Source organism: Lacihabitans sp. LS3-19, assembly GCF_024343575.1.
Lineage (GTDB): Bacteria > Bacteroidota > Bacteroidia > Cytophagales > Spirosomataceae > Leadbetterella.
Genome location: NZ_RJUA01000003.1, coordinates 278145 through 294645, shown reverse-complemented (window position 1 = coordinate 294645; position 16501 = coordinate 278145). Strand labels below are relative to the sequence as shown.

The 16501-nt window shown below is 36.5% G+C and carries 11 protein-coding genes; 9 read left to right on the top strand and 2 right to left on the bottom strand.

What is annotated here, in order from left to right; translation table 11 throughout:
* Positions 1–23 precede the first annotated feature (23 nt).
* The 9 genes from EGI22_RS05040 (at position 24) to EGI22_RS05000 (ending at position 12794) form a co-directional block, all read left to right on the top strand.
* Positions 24–4673, top strand: coding sequence for a translocation/assembly module TamB domain-containing protein (locus tag EGI22_RS05040; protein ID WP_255066782.1), 4650 nt, complete (start codon positions 24–26; stop codon positions 4671–4673).
* Positions 4670–6136, top strand: coding sequence for a replicative DNA helicase (dnaB, locus tag EGI22_RS05035; RefSeq protein WP_255066781.1), 1467 nt, complete (start codon positions 4670–4672; stop codon positions 6134–6136). The genes EGI22_RS05040 and dnaB overlap by 4 nt, the downstream gene beginning before the upstream one ends.
* Positions 6137–6285: 149 nt before the next feature.
* Positions 6286–7062 (top strand): NYN domain-containing protein, encoded by a 777-nt coding sequence (locus EGI22_RS05030; RefSeq protein WP_255066780.1) that lies wholly within the window; start codon positions 6286–6288, stop codon positions 7060–7062.
* Between the two features lie 259 nt (positions 7063–7321).
* The gene (locus EGI22_RS05025) at positions 7322–8014 is read left to right on the top strand and encodes an orotidine 5'-phosphate decarboxylase / HUMPS family protein (RefSeq protein WP_255066779.1); all 693 of its coding nucleotides are present in this window, start codon (positions 7322–7324) and stop codon (positions 8012–8014) included.
* Between the two features lie 15 nt (positions 8015–8029).
* Positions 8030–9055 carry a zinc-binding dehydrogenase gene (locus tag EGI22_RS05020; protein ID WP_255066778.1) on the top strand — a complete coding sequence of 342 codons (1026 nt, stop codon included), beginning with the start codon at positions 8030–8032 and terminating at the stop codon, positions 9053–9055.
* 2 nt (positions 9056–9057) lie between these two features.
* On the top strand, positions 9058–9846 hold the full coding sequence (locus EGI22_RS05015) for an SDR family oxidoreductase (protein WP_255066776.1): 789 nt from the start codon (positions 9058–9060) through the stop codon (positions 9844–9846).
* A gap of 30 nt (positions 9847–9876) precedes the next feature.
* Entirely contained in the window at positions 9877–10761 is an 885-nt protein-coding gene (locus EGI22_RS05010) for a sugar phosphate isomerase/epimerase (protein ID WP_255066775.1), read from the top strand.
* Between the two features lie 129 nt (positions 10762–10890).
* On the top strand, positions 10891–12357 hold the full coding sequence (locus EGI22_RS05005; RefSeq protein WP_255066774.1) for a Gfo/Idh/MocA family protein: 1467 nt from the start codon (positions 10891–10893) through the stop codon (positions 12355–12357).
* A gap of 107 nt (positions 12358–12464) precedes the next feature.
* Positions 12465–12794, top strand: a complete 330-nt coding sequence (locus EGI22_RS05000) for a DUF2185 domain-containing protein (RefSeq protein WP_255066773.1) — start codon at positions 12465–12467, stop codon at positions 12792–12794.
* 197 nt (positions 12795–12991) lie between these two features.
* Here the strand turns inward: EGI22_RS05000 and EGI22_RS04995 are convergent, their stop codons facing one another.
* Together EGI22_RS04995 and EGI22_RS04990 are read right to left on the bottom strand one after the other, a co-directional pair.
* Positions 12992–14530: a glycoside hydrolase family 32 protein gene (locus EGI22_RS04995; protein WP_255066772.1), complete on the bottom strand. Its 1539-nt coding sequence runs from the start codon at positions 14528–14530 to the stop codon at positions 12992–12994.
* Positions 14531–14792: 262 nt separating this feature from the next.
* On the bottom strand, positions 14793–16499 hold the full coding sequence (locus EGI22_RS04990) for a RagB/SusD family nutrient uptake outer membrane protein (RefSeq protein WP_255066770.1): 1707 nt from the start codon (positions 16497–16499) through the stop codon (positions 14793–14795).
* Positions 16500–16501: the final 2 nt, after the last annotated feature.

The following is a 16501-nucleotide window of genomic DNA, read 5'->3' as shown; positions in this document are numbered from 1 at the left end:
ACAGGAAGGAAAACTAAACTATTTTGAAGCGAATTCTTAACATATTTATAAAACTCATCGGCATACTTTTGCTTGTGATTTTTAGTATAGGAGTATTGGCTTACTATTCTCTTCAACTTCCTGAAGTACAGACAAATATAACCCAAAAAGGCACTGAATGGCTAAGTAAAAAACTTGGAGGAAGTGTATCGGTTTCTCAAGCCAGAATAACTTGGATTGATGAGATTACATTTGAAGATGTAAATATCAAAGACCTCGAAGGCAGAAATATGATTTTTGTTAGAGAATTGTATATAAACTGCAAAACTAATTTCAATTTTAGCACAGACAATCTTTTTAAATTAAGTTTTGGTAAATACTATATGCCAAAAATCACTTTAGATTTTAACAATTTTTTCAAATTTGATAATAACCTCGATTATGTTTTGCTCAAAAATCCAGAGGTAAGACTTATAAAAGATAAAAAAGGAAAATTAAATATTGACTATTGGATTGCAAAAGTTCAAAATATGTCAAAAGATCCGAGTAAAAAATCAATTCCGAATCAAAACAAGCCATTCACTATTGACAACGCATATATCACAAATGGAAATGTAAGTCTAACTGATGGCAGAAAAGCACTTTTTCCAGATAAAACATTCGATTTATACAATTTTAGATTTGATAAAATTAATGCCAATCTTGAAAATGTATTAATATTGGGAGATACTGTAGCTTTCAGAACCACAAGTCTGACGGGAATAGACTTAAAAAGTGATTTACAAATAAAAGATATAAAAACAGACTTCTTATATTGTTATAATGCTATGCTTTTGGATAACCTTTCAGCATATATAAACAACTCCTATATAGGAAACAAACTTCATTTCTATTATGAAAGGCCTGCTGCTTTTGACGATTTTTACCATAAAGTAAAAATGAAAGCAGACCTAAAAAACGCCATTTTCGATGCTCAAGATTTAGGCAGGTTTGCTCCTGAAATGTATGCCTACAACGAAAGATATATGCTCAATGCTAAAATGGATGGTCTATATGTAGATTTAAATTTCAAAGAATTTGATCTGAAGTTTGGGGCCGGCTCCAATTTGGCAGGCGATGTAAACTTTAAAGGATTTCCTAACTTAAGACAAACCAATACAACCATAAACCTTAAACCATCTATATTACTCGCTAAAGACGTTAGCCAATACAGTGCAAATGCTGACTATCAAGGATATATAAATAAAATAGAACAACTTAACTTAAAAGGTACATTTTCAGGTTTTTATAATGACTTCAAAACTAACTCGGAACTCTCCTCGGCGACTTTAGGCAAAATAAGTGGAGATATGGAAGTAAAAGCAGGTGAAAACTCAAACTATGGAGGAGAATTTCACATGAACCAATTGAATCTTGGAAAATTATTTGACGAACCCAAACTGCAAACTTTTACTTTTGATGGCAAAATAAAAGGAAAAGGGTTTACCATCAAAGATGCCTCTTTGGATTTGGACGGAGTTGTTTCTGAAATAGCATATAATGGCTATACTTATAAAAATTTGGTTGTAGATGGCAATCTTGGTCAATCTATTTTTGATGGGTATTTAGAAATAAAAGACCCCAACTTAATAGCACAAGTAGAAGGAAAAGTAGATTTCAACAAAGAACTTAATACTTTCAAGATAAAAGGCTTACTAGAGAATGCAAACTTGAAAACTTTGGGATTTACCAATGAAGATTTGAAATTAAAGTCTACAATCAACTTTGATTTTATAGGAAACAAACTTGATGATTGGGTTGGAAGGGCTAGATTTACAAATACTGTTTTTGAAGACCCTTCTCATTCTTTGGCTATTGATTCTTTGTATTTCAATTCTGGAATTTCAGAAAACCAACGTCGCTTTTCAATGGTTTCGGAATTTTTCAATATCTACGTAAATGGAAATTTTGTCCCGAGCAAAATCATTAAAGATGCCTCCACGCTTTGGAAAGAATATCTACTATATTTTGAAGATACTGAAGAACAAAGAACTAATTATTACAAAGAAAAAAACAAAACCATTTTAGCTGAAAAAGAGCCTTATCAAGCCAATTATCAACTGTTTTTCAAAGACACAAAACGCTTCTTCGGTTTTTTTGAGCCTAATATTCTGGTAAACGCTGGATCAAATTTAAAAGGAAAATTCTCCTCAAGAGCCACTACAGAATTTACGATGGAAGGAAAACTCGATACAGTTAACTATAAAGGAAATCAGTTCTACACCACAGATGTGGATTTCAACACCTCTAAGTACGCCAATTCAGCAGAAGTATTAACTTCCTTTATTCTAAACTCAAAAAGTCAGAAAATGAGGAACGGGCTTAAGACTGAAAATTTGCTCACAAATGCGTATTGGGGCGATGGAAATAAAATCAATTTTGATGCTTCAATTGACCAAGAAAGCAATGATAGCAAAATCGAACTTTTTGGAGATATCCACTTTACACCACAGGGTTTTGATATAAGATTTAATCCTAAAAACAGCCAAGTATTTGTATTAGAAAACAAATGGACTTTTTCGGAAAACAACCTCATCAATGTTTTAGAAAATCAGATTATATTTAATGACCTTAAACTTTCTAACAACAAACAAATCGTAAAACTTAATGGGATTGTCTCTAACAACCCGAATCAGGAATCAATCCTATCAGTACAAAACTTTGATCTTGTGACATTAAAACCTTTTACAAACGTAAACCTAAAAGGTATAGCCAATGGCGAGCTTAGACTCAGGGATTATTACAAAAACCCCTTATTTACAAGTAATTTACATATAGAAAACTTAAATTATCAAAACAGTTTAATTGGCACAGTTACCACAGAAGCAAACTGGGATAACCTCGCTAATAATTTAAAAATAAATGGAAGTGTTTTTAGGTCATTCGAAGAAATATTTAGAGTAAGTGGATATTATGACCCGAATAAGCAAGCAAATCCGATGTACCTTAATGCTAGAATAAGAAATCTTCAATTAGCGATGTTTGAAAATATGCTTGGTGGAGTTTTTACCAATATGACAGGCAAGGCAGAAGGAGATATAGAGATATATGGTAAACCACTAGATCCGATTTTTAAAGGAGCTCTGGATGTATCTGATGCCTCCATAAAGATAGCCTCTTCTGGGACTTCGCTATATTTTGATGATAAAATTTTATTGAATGAGGAAGGGTTTATAACCAGTCCTGAGGGAATTACGGTAAGAGATGCCCAAGAAAATGGAAATACAGCCATAATTAAAGGAGGAATTTACAATGGTGGTTCGGGTAATTTCATGGTTGGACTTTCCGCAGTAATCAATGGTAACCAAGGATTTAAAATACTGAATCTAAAATCATTTGACAATGATGTTTTCTACGGAACAGCCTTTGCTGGAGGAGATGTGCAGGTGACAGGCGACTTCGAAAACATCACCATAACAGGTAATCTTACCAGCAAACCAAACACCAAAATCACTATTCCGATGGATAGTGGTAAGGAGATAGATTTGAAACAAGAGGGCATTCCTTTTCTAAAGAAAAACGAAAAAATAGACACCAATCAAGTCTTAAAAAAAATAATTCCAAAAATAAAAACTGGTGGCGTAAAACTAGCTTTTAACATAATTTTTACGCCTGATGCCGAATGTGAAATAATATTTGACAGAACTAATAATGACATTTTAAATGTATTTGGTGATGGACGTTTGAGTATTTTGTATGATACCCGAGGTGATTTTGCTATCAATGGTCCATTTGTAGTCAGAAGCGGCAAGTATAATTTTAGTTTCCAAAACCTGGCTTCTCTTCGAAAGTTCAACATTGTAGATGGAAGCCGAATTACATGGACAGGTGACCCATACGAAGCTACTTTAGATATGAAAGCGAATTATACTGCTAATATCCTAATTCCAAGCTCGGTATCTCAAGTATTATCAAGAACTTCTACCAGATATCCCGTAAATGTTAGTGTATTATTAACCAACAGATTGATGACACCAACTATCAATTATGACGTAAACTTCGACTTAAAACAAATACCATATGATGGACAAACAGACCTTTTGAGTTTCGAACAGAAACTCAGAAATGACGAACAATTAGTAAGTCGAAACGTCTCAAGCATTTTAGTTTTTAACGAGATATTTCCTGATAATATAACTGATGCAATAACCCAACAATTTTTGATTGACAACGTGAGCAATTTGCTTTCTAATCAAATTGGGAATTTGGCTAGCAAACTCAATCCAAATTTGGAGCTTGGAGTTCAATTTGGCGATTTCCGAACCAATGTTCTTAACAATATGCAGTTTAATTTCAGTTATAGATTTTTGAATAATCGAATTAAACTTAGTGGAAAAAGCTCATTTATAAATAGTTTAGAAAACAACATAAATGCCAACACAACGGGTCAACTTTCTGTAGGTGGCGAGATAGAATATAATCTTTCACAAGATGGTGAGTATAAATTTAGGCTGTTTTCCAGAAGTGTACCAACTAATTATTACATATTTTCATCTACTGGAAATGTAGTGGTTTCAGGTGGAAATTTCATTATTTCACGAAACTTCAATTCATTTTTAAACAAAAAAGATAAAACATTTCCGATAGGTGTAGGTAAAAAAGATGAAGTCTCTATGGTAAAAGTAGACTCAATTGGCAGTAAATTTATAAAATGAAACAACAAAGAAGAAGATTTCCTGAGAAGACAAAAAGAAACCCTGAGCAAATCTTTGATTTTCAGCAGTCTTCACATATTATAGAATTAGAAGCAGCGGTTTTGGGTGGCGTTATTAAAGAAAAGGATGCCTTGACTGCCGTAATTGATGTTTTAAAGTCCGATAGTTTTATTTCAGAAAAACATGAAGCTATCTATCAAGCCATCTTGATGTTATTTGGAAAATCAGAACCCGTTGATTTATTGACTGTTAGCAACCAATTACGCTTGAGCGGTGAGCTAGAGTTTATAGGCGGAGCTGCCTATTTGGCAAGGATAACTTCAAAGTCTATTTCTACGCATATTGAGCAAGATGCCCGAATAATTGTGCAGTATGCTATTCGTAGAAACATAGTAAAAATCATGGGCGATGTAGTTACCAAAGCTTATGAAGATACAACCGACGTCTTTAACTTGTTGGACGCTACTGAACAAAATCTTAGAGAAATACAGGAAGGAAATCTAAATAAAAACATCCCTGATTTGCAGACAGTGGTTCAAAAAACCATTCAGGAAATCAAAAATAAAGAGGAAAAAGACGGTGGATCTGCTAGTGTTCCTTCTGGTTTTCCATCATTGGACAGAGTTACTGGCGGATGGCACAATACTGAGTTAATTATCATTGCGGCTAGACCCGGTATGGGCAAAACTGCATTTGTGGTTTCGGCTCTAAGAAATGCGTCCATAGACTTCAAAATGCCTGTAGCTTTATTTTCATTGGAAATGAGTAGTCAGCAGGTTATGCTACGTTTAATATCAGCCGAAGCCGAAATCGATTCTCAAAAATTAAGAAAAGGAGATTTAGAAACCGAAGATTGGCACGCCTTGCACTCTAGATTAAACAATTTGGCTACTGCACCGATATATATTGATGATACCCCTGCCTTATCCGTTTTGGAGCTACGAACCAAAGCGAGAAGATTAAAGGCATTTCATAATATCAAACTGTTAATAGTTGACTACTTGCAATTAATGACTGCAGGAAACGGCAAAGGAGGTATGAATCGTGAGCAAGAAATTGCTGCTATTTCGCGTTCATTAAAAACGATAGCAAAAGAATTAAATATCCCAGTAATTGCACTTTCGCAGCTAAGTAGATCAGTAGAAACCAGAGCTGGGGACAAACGACCACAACTATCGGATTTGAGGGAATCGGGTTCGATTGAGCAAGATGCCGACGTTGTAATGTTCCTTTATCGTCCTGAATATTACCAAATTACAGAAACCGAAACAGGTGAGAGCACCAAAGGCATGGCTGAGGTTATCATTGCCAAAAACCGAAGCGGATCTGTGGATAGTGTGAACCTCAGATTTATAGGAAAATATACAAGATTCACCGAATTTGATGGATTTACTGTTTCGCAAGACAAATATGAAGAAATTAGCGGTAATAAGATTATGGGTAGTAAGGCAAATGATTTGTAATTAAAGTTTCAAATCTGAAAGAAAATGCGATATTCGGCCAGAATCTCGCATTTTTTGTTTCATCCAACATCAAAAAATCAAGTATTTAGAACAGATTCTTTTATTATTTCACAAACCGTTTCCTATCTTTATAAAACAAAAAATTCTTTATGAGCGAAAATAAGTTTAATATAGCTGTACTAATAGATGGTGACAATGCCCAAGCCAAAATCATCAAGGAAATTCTTGAGGAAGTTTCTAAATATGGAAAAGCCACTATTCGGAGAATTTATGGTGACTGGACCACTCCTCAGATGAACAGCTGGAAAGAACTTATCAATCAATTTTCTATAAACCCGATTCAGAAATTCTCCTATACTACAGGTAAAAACTCAACGGATAGCTCATTGATTATAGATGCTATGGATGTGCTGCACAGCAAGACAGTTGATGGTTTTTGCATAGTCTCAAGCGACAGCGACTATACAGGGTTGGCCAAAAGAATAAGAGAAGAAGGTCTTTTTGTGATGGGAATTGGCCAAAGAACTACCCCAATCGCCTTCGTCCAATCTTGCGAAATATTCACTTTTACTGAAAACCTATTGCCAGAGCTACCATCCTTAATTGCTCCAACTGAAATTAGGAAAACTTCTCGAAAAAGTAATTTAACTGAAAAGAAAACCGTACCAAAAACTGAAACCCCAGCAAGGGAATCACAAAAACTAAATATGCGTTTGATTGACAAAGCTTTCGAAATAGCCATTAGTGAAGACGAAGAAACTTTGATTTCGAAAGTAGGTACATCATTGCGTAAAATAGACCCAAGTTTTGACCCGAGATCCTATGGTTATAAGACCCTTACCCAACTTTTTGAAAGCATAAATAAATACACGGTTGTAAAAAATGTGGTAAATGGACTAAATCACCCACTCATAAAATTGAAATAAATATACTTTTTTGCTATCAATACTATCTTTCAAATCTACATTTTATCTAGAAATCAACCATTAAGGTCATTTTTTAGGATTACCTAAAAATATTTTTACATTTTCATCTCCCTTCTCAAATATTTCGTCTGAAACAAAACTATATTATTAAAAAATATTATTAATTTTATCAAAAATGAAATAGTATTTTTTCAAAGAAATCAAATAGTAATAAAGACCATTTGAATAGGCAATTCATTTTTTCAACCTTAAAAAAAGTATGAAACCAATAGTTCAAATCTCTTTGGACCTTACCAATATTGATGAGGCTTTAGAAACGGCCGCCATGGCCATGCGAGCAGGTGTGGATTGGCTTGAAGCTGGCACTCCACTCATTTTAGCCGAAGGTCTGCACGGCGTTCGAAAACTCAGAGAGGCTTTCCCAAATGTACCTATCGTAGCTGACCTAAAAACCATGGACGGCGGCTATCTAGAAGCCGAAATGATGACCAAAGCTGGTGCAACACACTTAGTTGTAATGGCTCGAGCTCATGAAGAAACCATCAAAGTAGTAGTACAAGCAGGCAAAGATTACGGCATTAAAGTTATGGGAGACAATCTAGGTTGCCCCGATATGGTAGCAGGTGCCAAATGGTTGGAAGACCTTGGCTGCGACTTTGTAATTCACCACATCGGTTACGACGAACGGAGAGGAATAGCAGCAAAAGGACAAAGAATGCCCAGTCCATTGGATCAATTAAGAGAGGTAGTAAATGCTGTAAAAGTACCAGTGCAAGCTGTGGGAGGTTTGAGTTTGGAACAAGCCATACAGTGTCCGGCTTATGGAGCACCACTTGTGGTTTTAGGAGCTCCACTTACAATTGACGCCGATTCATTTAAAACAGCCGATGGTGATTTAGAAAGCTCTTTAAGACTTATTTGTGAAAAAATACATGCCTATGGCGATGTTTAAAAATATCAAGCTAAAATGAAAAACCCTGCAGTTGTAAATTTTTCAATAGAAAAAGGAAGTGTTGAAATAAGAGAAATTGAAAAGCCTAGTATAGGCGAAGACGATATTTTACTCGAAGTGGCAAATGTTGGTGTTTGCGGTAGCGACCTCCATCAATGGACATCTGACCACAGTTGGTCAGTAAATTATCCTGTGGTTTTGGGCCATGAATTTGGTGGACATATTGTAGAGCTAGGCTCAAGAGTCCAAGGCTGGAAAGAAGGTGACAGAGTTGTAAGCGAAACCGCAGCCATCATAAATGCATCAAGCCCAATGTCCCGCCAAGGTCTTTATAATCTTGACCCAAGTCGCAAGGGCTTTGGATATGGAGTAAACGGGGCAATGACGCGTTTTGTAAAAGTGCCAGCTCGCTGCCTTCATACTGTTCCGGACAATCTTCCATTTGAGCAAGCTTGTTTAACTGAACCTTGCTCGGTAGCTTACAATGCGGTAGTGATGAATTCTCATATAAAACCAGGTGACAGAGTTATCGTTTTAGGCCCAGGCACAATTGGAATTCTTTGTGCCGTGATGGCAAAACTTTGTGGCGGACAAGTGGCAGTAGTTGGTCTAGAAAACGATAGAGGTCGCCTTGAAATAGCCAAACAATACGGATGCGAAGGCATAATAGGTGATGCAACAGAATGGGCGATGAAGCAAGACGGACTCGGTGCTGATGTAATAATAGATGCAGCAGGCGTAAGTGCTACAATGAAAATGGCATTACAATTGGTTAGACCGAATGGGCATATTACTAAAGTAGGTTGGGGACCTCAGCCACTAGGTATATCGCTTGATCCTTTGGTTCAGAAAAATGTCACATTGCAAGGCAGTTTTAGCCACAATTGGCCGATTTGGGAAAAAGTATTATTGCTAATGTCTAGTGGGCAATTGGACGTAAAACCTATTATTGGTGGTGTTTGGTCTGTTTTAGATTGGCATGAGGCTTTCGAACAAATGCATAGTGGAAAAGTAGTAAAAAGCGTACTTAAACCTGCTTAAAAATGCGACTTGAAAACAAAGTAATTATCATCACAGGTGCTTGTACTGGCATTGGCAAGTGCATTGCCCAAAAATGTGTGGAAGAAGGGGCTAAAGTAGTGATTAATGGATTGGAAAAAGAAGAAGGTCAAAAACTTATTCATTCACTTGGTGAAGATAATGCAACTTTGGAAATTGGAGATATTACGCATGCGGAAATTCCAAAAAAATTGGTAGACAAAGCTGTTGAAAAGTTTGGGAAATTAGATGGAATAGTAAACAATGCAGCATTTATAGCACAATCTGATATTCTGAATACAACTGTTGCTTTTTTCGAAAGAATGTTGGCCGTAAATACAATTGCTCCGTTTGCTTTGGCACAAGCTTCTGTTAATGAACTTGCCAAAACCAAAGGAAATATACTGAATATTGGGTCGATAAATGCATGGGGAGGAGAACCACATCTAATGGCATACAGTGTATCCAAAGGAGCTTTAATGACCTTAACCAGAAATTTGGGAGATTCGCTTTTTAGGCAAAAAGGCATAAGAGTCAACCAAATAAATCCAGGCTGGGTCTTGACAGAAAAAGAAAAACTGAATAAGAAAGAACAAGGAATGAAAGAAAATTGGTACGAAGACATTTCCGATTTCTTTGCACCTTCTGGAAGAATTTTTAAACCTGAAGAAATGGCCGCAATGGCAGTTTTTATCATGAGTGATGAATGTGGGCCAGTTAGCAGTCAGGTTTTTGACATGGAGCAGTTTCCGATGATTGGCCGAAATATGCCGAAAGATATTACAATTTCATAAAATAACAATAGCTAAAATAAATATATAAAAATGCCAAAACTAGCCGCTTTTCCGAAGGCATTCATGCAAGAACTTTGCAAAACTGGCACCATGAAAGTGTCAGAATGGATAGCTTTGGCTTCGAAACTCGACATCCAAGGCTTGGAGTGGTATGCGGGTTTTCTAGAAATGGAAGATGAGGCAAATTGGGAAAAGTTTCGAGCTGAAGTAGAACAAAACGGAAAAGTAATTCCGATGCTTTGTTGTTCACCAGATTTTACAAATCCTGATGCAGATTTTCGAAAAAAAGAAATAGAAAAGCAAAAACGTTGGATAGCCATGTGCAAAACTCTTAGCGGAAAATATTGTAGAGTATTGTCAGGCCAAAGAAGGCCCGAATTGAGTATTGAGCAAGGCATAGACTTGGCTGTAGAATGTATTGAGGCTTGTTTACCTTTTGCAGAAGAAAACGACATAACACTCATTATCGAAAACCACTACAAAGACGATTTCTGGGAATTTCCTGAGCTTGCCCAAAAAATGGACGTATTTTGTGCATTAGTAGATAGAATTCATCACCCAAACTTTGGCGTAAACTATGACCCTAGCAATACCTTTTTGGCAGGAGAAGACCCATTGGAATTACTCTCCCGGGTTTCTGACAGAGTTGTAACGATGCACGCCAGTGATAGATACTTAATAGAAGGTACCATAGAAGACCTGAGAAAAGAGGAAGGAGGATCTGTGGGTTATGCAAAAAGACTGAGACATGGCGAAATAGGCAAAGGATTAAACGACTACGACGCCATATTCAGAGAACTCAAACGCGTTGGTTTTGATGGATGGATTAGCATAGAAGATGGTGTTGAAGGCATGGAACAATTGGCCAGAAGTGTGGAGTTTTTGAAAAAGAAAATTGCAGTGTATTGGCCTTAATTAGTTGGAAAGAGAGAAAGTTGGGATTTAGAATTTGGTATGAAAAAACTTGTTTTCAAATACATTAGTTCTGATTTTAGATTATATAATTTAATGAAAAAAAAAAATTCAATCTTAAAACAAATAAATATGAGCAAAAAAGAAAAAGAGATTTTGAAGAGTTCGAGGAGAGATTTCATTAAAAATAGTGCAATTGCTTCCTCTTTCTTCATTGTTCCTCGCAATGTATTGGGCGGTGTCGGATTTATATCACCTAGCGACCAATTGGTTTTGGCCGCTATAGGTGCCGGTGGAAAAGGTAAAAGTGATATTAAAAATGCTTCAGTAAACGGTAGAGAAAGGGTAATAGCCCTTTGTGATGTGGACTTTTCAGGATCGGCTAAAGACTCTGTTAAGGAATTCCCCAACGCTAAACTTTTTGCCGACTACCGCAAAATGTTAGACCAAATCAAAGACATTGATGCTGTAACAATTTCAACACCTGACCATGTGCATGGGCCAGCAGCAAAATATGCCATGGACAGAGGTAAACATGTGTATGTGCAAAAACCAATGACGCATAATATTCGTGAAGCTAGATTATTGACAGAATTGGCTAGAAAAAACAAAATAGTTAGCCAAATGGGTAATCAAGGTGCTTCTAATCCTTTGTTGGACACTGTAAAAGGCTGGATAAATTCTGATAAATTAGGGGCAATTGGTAAAGTACAAATTTGGACAAACAGACCTGTTTGGCCACAAGGCAATGCCATGCCATCACCAGACAACAGCCTAAAACCTAAAGATTTGGATTGGGACCTTTGGTTAGGACCAAACGAAACCAAAGATTATATTCCTAACATGCATCCGTTTAACTGGAGAGGATGGTGGGATTATGGTACTGGAGCATTGGGTGATGTTGGTTGTCACTTGATAGACATTCCTTTCAGAACATTAGGCCTCCACTACCCTACCGATGCCGAATGTAGTGTGGCCTCAGTTTTCAGCAAAATGTGGAGTCCTGACTACCATCCTGAAGGCTGCCCTGCATCTTCGTTTATTACTTTGCATTTTGATGCGACGCCAAAGAGCAAGTCAAAAATAGAAATGACATGGAGCGATGGCGGAATCAGACCTTCACATCCGGACATTATACCTGCCAACGAAGACCTAGGTGGCACAAACGGTGCGAATGGCGTAATGATTATTGGCGAAAAAGGAATAATTACAACCAATATCAATGATAGCTCGCCCATGATGCCGAAGCTATTCTTAAACGATGGCACAAGAGAAGTAGAACCAAACTTACCAAAAGCCACCGAATCAGAATATGGACATCAACGCAAATGGGTAGATGCTTGCAAGGCAGGTTTCAAAAGCAAAGAGCATTTGGCACTAACCTCTTCATTTGACTATGCCGGTCCTATGACCGAAACAGTTTTGATGGGCAATTTAGCTATCAGAAGTTATATGCTTAGAAAAGATGATGGTAAAGGCAAAATGGATTTCTTTGCCCGCAAAAAACTCCTTTGGGATGGAGAGAACATGCGTATTACGAATCTTGAAGAAGCCAACCAATTTGTTGGAAGAACCTACCGTAAAGGCTGGGAAGTTTAGAAAAAATGGTCAAGTAATATCAAACCAAGATATTGCTTGAGCTTTTTCATTAAAAGTAAAAAAAGAGCATTTATTTAAACTATTTTTGCCTAACTATTTAATAAAAAATGAGCAAACTGAATTTGAAAATAGCAGAATTCGAAGACTTGGTACCTACAGGAGGCACATGTTACGCTTCAAAAAAAATTACCGAAGAAGGAATGAAGATTGGATACATGTACCGTGAAGAACCAACTGACGAGTTTGATACAGGATGGCGTTTTTATTCAGGCACAGAAGATGAAGATTATGTTGACAATCTAGAAAATGTAATGTTGTATGATGTAAATACTGTTGCTAATTTTGACAGAGCAATTATTCCGTTACTAAAAAAACCGATCGGCACTGAATGGGAAAGAATAGAAGGAGGAAATAGATTTCAATTGTTAGAAGAATAAGCTATTTCTCATAAGAAAAAAATAAAGATCACAAGATATACCAAGACAAAGGAGAAATTCTAATTGTGGAAATCTATAGATTCAGTAAATTAAACTCATCACTTATCCAATTCTATAAATTCAATTACTATTTTAAAATAAAAACTTACCCAAAGACTTTCTAATCTTTAAGTAAGTTTTCAAAATTCTTATAAACTCTACCAAATTCGCTTTAGCGTATTAATTTTTATATCACTCAACTTAACCTCGCCGTTTTGTGAAAATGCCTCGATCTTAGAATATTGCTCAGATGAAAAAAACTGATTAGTAAAAACAACTTTATCATCATCAGCAAACAATTCCAAAGATGATCGATCTAAAAACAGTCTTAAGTTCACTTTCCCGGTTTTTAAAACATATGGTGCATAACTTATAATCGCAAAATCCTTGTTGGGGCTTTGCCAGCCATTCAGGGTATTGTCAACAAAAAAAGCTTTCTTAATTTTATCGTAGCCTATTTTTACTTGCTCATTATTGTCATTAGATAGTATTAATCCAAAGTTTTCGACATTTCCCGAGATGTTATTATAAGTCAAGTTTATGGTCATGGGAAGTTTAATGTCTTTTTTTAGCGGGCTTATACCTTTAACTTCAAGTGGAGCTATTTCCTCCGTATTCTCAATTAGCTTTTCAAGTTCAGCAACAGGATGCGAAGCAATAAAATAATCGCCATTTTCCGAAACTAAGTCCAAAGACCTTGGTAAAGTACCTGCCCCACGCCATATACCAGTTGGAATGTCTCTGGCATATTGCCAATTGTTCATCCAACCCAAAAACAATCTTCTGCCATCAGATTTAGGTACATCGCTCCAGGTTACACCAGCATAATTATCTTTGCCATAATCCATCCATTTGGCATCTTTTTGTGTTGTAACAAAGGTATGACCGTCAAAATCACCAACGAAATATTGCGTACCCGAGCCACCATTTGGAGCACCAGGATTCACACTTACCAGCATTACCCATTTGCTTTGACCATCTGGGTCTTTCATTGGAAACAAATCTGGGCATTCCCAAACACCACCGTGGGCACCTAAGTTTTTGCCAAACTCGCTTTCTTTTTTCCAAGATAATAAATCATCTGACGAATAGATTTCGGTATGATCAACCACCGCTAGTATCATTATCCATTTTTTATGTTCTTCGTCCCAGCTAACTTTTGGATCTCTAAAATCCCGAATTCCAGGATTGGGTAAAACTGGATTTTTCTCATATTTAGTCCAAGTTCTTCCTTTATCTAAACTGTAAGCTAAACCTTGATATTGAAAATCGTTTCTGCCTTCTTTTTCCAATACACTATTGTGATAAGTATAAATGGCAATCATGGCTGGCTTACCATCTTTGCCAAGTTTGGTAGTATTGTTCCAGTCAATTACGGCTGAACCCGAAAAGATCCAACCCAAAGAATCAGGATAAATGGCCACAGGCAAATGCTCCCAATGTACCAAATCAGGACTAACTGCATGCCCCCAATGCATAGGTCCCCAAACAGTTGAATCAGGGTAATATTGATAAAACAGATGGTATTCACCTTCAAAATATACCATACCATTTGGGTCATTCATCCATTTTGCCTCAGGCGTGAAGTGAATTTGTGGCCGATATTTTTCGTCCATCTTTCGGGTTTCTGAGTTTTTTTTTGTGCAGCTATACATTCCAATTGAAAGGATGAATAGGGCTATTACTTTAATATTCATAATATATTTTCCGTTTAGGCGAAATTCTCTTTTATAAATTCCGAAAATTAGTAAAATAACAAAATACTTCCAATGTCAATGAGATATTATGAAATTAATTGAAAACTGGAACACTTAAAAGCTATTACTTTTAACGAATATTTAAAAATTAGGCTAATAACATAATTAAATTTTAGCTTACAAAGATTTAAAAAAATGGTAATAGTAAACTAACTACTACCATTCAAAAAACTACTTCAATCTATTAACCTATAATAGTGATTTAATATCCAGGGTTTTGTTTGTACAAACCGTTGGTAAATGTGATCTCCGCTTGAGGAATTGGCAAATATTCGTCACGACCCGCCGTAAATTTAGCCGTACTTAGGAATGTTCTTCTTACCTTTTCTTTATTGATGTAATCATTCAAAACTGATTCTGCAATTCCCCATCTTACTAAATCAAAAAATCTTGAACCCTCTGTTGCGAACTCCATTCTTCGCTCCCATTGCAATGCTTTAAATGCAAAATCCTTAGTCCAACCTGTGGTGGTATATGGTTTTACGTTATACTTAGAAGCAAATGTGCCGTCTGCCTTTTTTAGTTTAGCAGTACTATTGGCTGCTCTTTGTCTTACTTGATTAATAAGCGGAAGTGCTGATTCTTGCTGATCTAATTGAATATAAGCTTCTGCCAAAATCAACAATATATCATCATATCTAAGAATATCATAATTTTTAGCAGTACCCATAAATGGCCCTAACTTGAAATATGAACCGCTAGAGGCTTGCTGTTGAAACCTCATAGTATGGAAATTTCCATAAACTCCTGCATCACGTACCCAACTATTGCTAAAAGGCAAAGAATTGTCATACTTATATGGATGCCCATCAATACCTACCGTGTGGTCTAGTCTTGGATCAACAGTAGCTGTTGATAAATCAGCTATTTGGTTATTGAAAGTATCAAAATTAGGCCATCCGTTTGCGTCTGTGGTATGTGCATTTACAAGGTTTTGGCTACCAGCATGGAATCCACAACATCCGTATTGAGGAGCACCGTGTGGGTAATTCAAGCCGTCTTCGTAGCTCATTCTACCTGCGGTAGTACCGTCATTTACAGTAAATTGAATTGCAAAAACTGACTCTGAACCGTTTTCTGTTTCTGGTACAAAATTGTCAGCTATATCGGCTGCCAAACTATATTTACCAGAACTTACTACTGCCTGAGCCAAGGTCACTACTTCTTGTAGCCTGGTCTTATTGATATTTGTCACTTTGTGGCTAGCATCTTGCTCATAAGCTTGATACAATCTAAGTTTAGCTAGATAAGCCTGTGCCGCTGTTTTATTAGCTCTGGCCATTTCTGGTTGGCTAACAGGCAAATTGTCAATAGCAAATTGGAAATCTTCCCCAATTTTATTCCAAGAAGCATCATTGGTCAAATCATTCGATACTTTTAATATCTCTTCTTGGGTAGCATTTTCATCAAAAACTGGAATGTTTTTGTATAATAATTTCATAGTAAAATAACTATGTGCTCTAAGAAAACGCAATTCAGCCAATCTGATTTTTTTCTCTGGATATGCAGTTTCATCAAGTCCATTTACAGCACGAAGGGCCACGTTACATCTAGAAATAGACTTGAATAAGTTTCTCCAAGTTCTAGTTACAAAAGCATCCATATTTGGCTGAACCAAATTATAGTGCTCCATCGCATCTATCTCGCCTACGTCGCCTGTTCCGCCGCCGCCTTTGTAAGTGTCGTCAGAGCGAACACTTCCATATACCCAGTTGCTATAGATTGGCCCGATCATATCGCCATTTCCAATAGCAGCGTATGCCGCCGTTACTAAACCATCAATGGCACTAGTAGAAGTAAGATCAGAAGAAGACAAAACACCAGTAGGTGTATAGTCTAGTGCTTTGTCGCAAGAGGTGACAGCAAAAACACCGACTGTCAAAAAGCCTAATATAATATTTTTTTTCATGA